The organism is Streptomyces albospinus (genome assembly GCF_014648695.1).
Classification (GTDB): Bacteria; Actinomycetota; Actinomycetes; order Streptomycetales; family Streptomycetaceae; genus Streptomyces; species Streptomyces albospinus.
In genome coordinates this window covers 1-1,163 of record NZ_BMRP01000138.1, presented here as the reverse complement: position 1 = coordinate 1,163, position 1,163 = coordinate 1, and the positions used below count along the sequence as shown (strand labels likewise).

General features: G+C 81.4%; 1 pseudogene. It reads left to right on the top strand.

Annotation, left to right across the window (positions count from 1 at the left end):
* Positions 1-147 precede the first annotated feature (147 nt).
* Positions 148-1,163, top strand: a pseudogene (locus IEZ17_RS41645) (SUKH-4 family immunity protein); the annotation flags it as partial.

Here is a 1,163-nt window from a genome sequence, read left to right as displayed (position 1 = left end):
CCGTCCCCCCCTTCCCCTTCTTCCCCCCCTTCCCTTTCTTCCTCTTCTTCCCCTTCTGCTTCCTCCGCCGCGCCGGGGCCGGCCTCCGGCGGGGAGACGCCGTGGGCCGCCGCGGACACCACCTCCGACGACGGAGAGGACCGGTCGGTGGGGCTGCCGCAGACGGTGTTCGCGCCGCCGCTCGCCGGTTTCGATGTGGCGGACGACACCCCGTCGGCGCCGCGGGTGCGGCCCGACGCGAAGACCGAACTGCTCCACGGCGGGAGCCAGTTGCCGCGTACGCAGGTGTCGCCCGCGCTGGGTTCCCCGGACGGCGGGCAGCCGCGCGCGGGCGGGCCCGGTGGGCTGCCCGCGGCTCCGCCGATGCCGTCCGCGCCGCCGCCCGTGCCGCCCCCGCCTCCCGGGACGATGCCCCCGCCCCCGCCGCCCGGCCCGTCCGTGCCCCCGCCGGGGCTGCCGGACCTGCCGCCGCCGTCCGGTTCGCCGGTCGCCGATGTACCGCCGCCGCCCGGCGCGATGCCGCCGCCGTCGGCACCCCTGCCGCCCCCCGTGCCCTCGGCGCACCCGGCGCCGCCGCCCTCGGGTGGGGCGCACGCCGCGCCGACGGCGCCGGCCGACCGTTCGTCGCTGCCCGGTCACGCCGGGGGCCCGCCACCGCCTCCCGGTGCACCCGGTATTCCCGGAGCCGGGCGGACCGGTGGGCCGGACCCGGAGTCGGCCGCGGCCGAGGCGACGCAGAAGGCGGACGCGCGCCCCGGTGACGGCCCGGCGCCCTCCGGTCCCGGCGCGCCGGGCGCACCGGCCGGCGGGTACGTACCGACGCAGCTGGTGTCCCAACTGGACGCGGCGGACCTGGACTTGAGCGCGGTGGACGGGCCGTCGGACGGTGCTGCGCCCGGCGGGCCGGGTGCCTCCGGTACGTCCGGCCCCGGTACCGGCGGTCCCGGTCGCGGGGTGCATGCCGCCGCGACGATGCTGGCCGACGGTGCCGCGCTCCAGAGCGGCATGCCCGGCGCAGGCCCGGCGAACGGTCCGGGCGCCGGCGGTCCCGGCGTGCCGCCGCCGCCCGCGCCTCCCGGTGCGCTCGGAGCGCCGAAGCCCCCGGGGGTGCCGGGCAAGTCCGGTGCGCCCGCGGGCGGCCGGGGCGCCGGCACCCTGGGCGG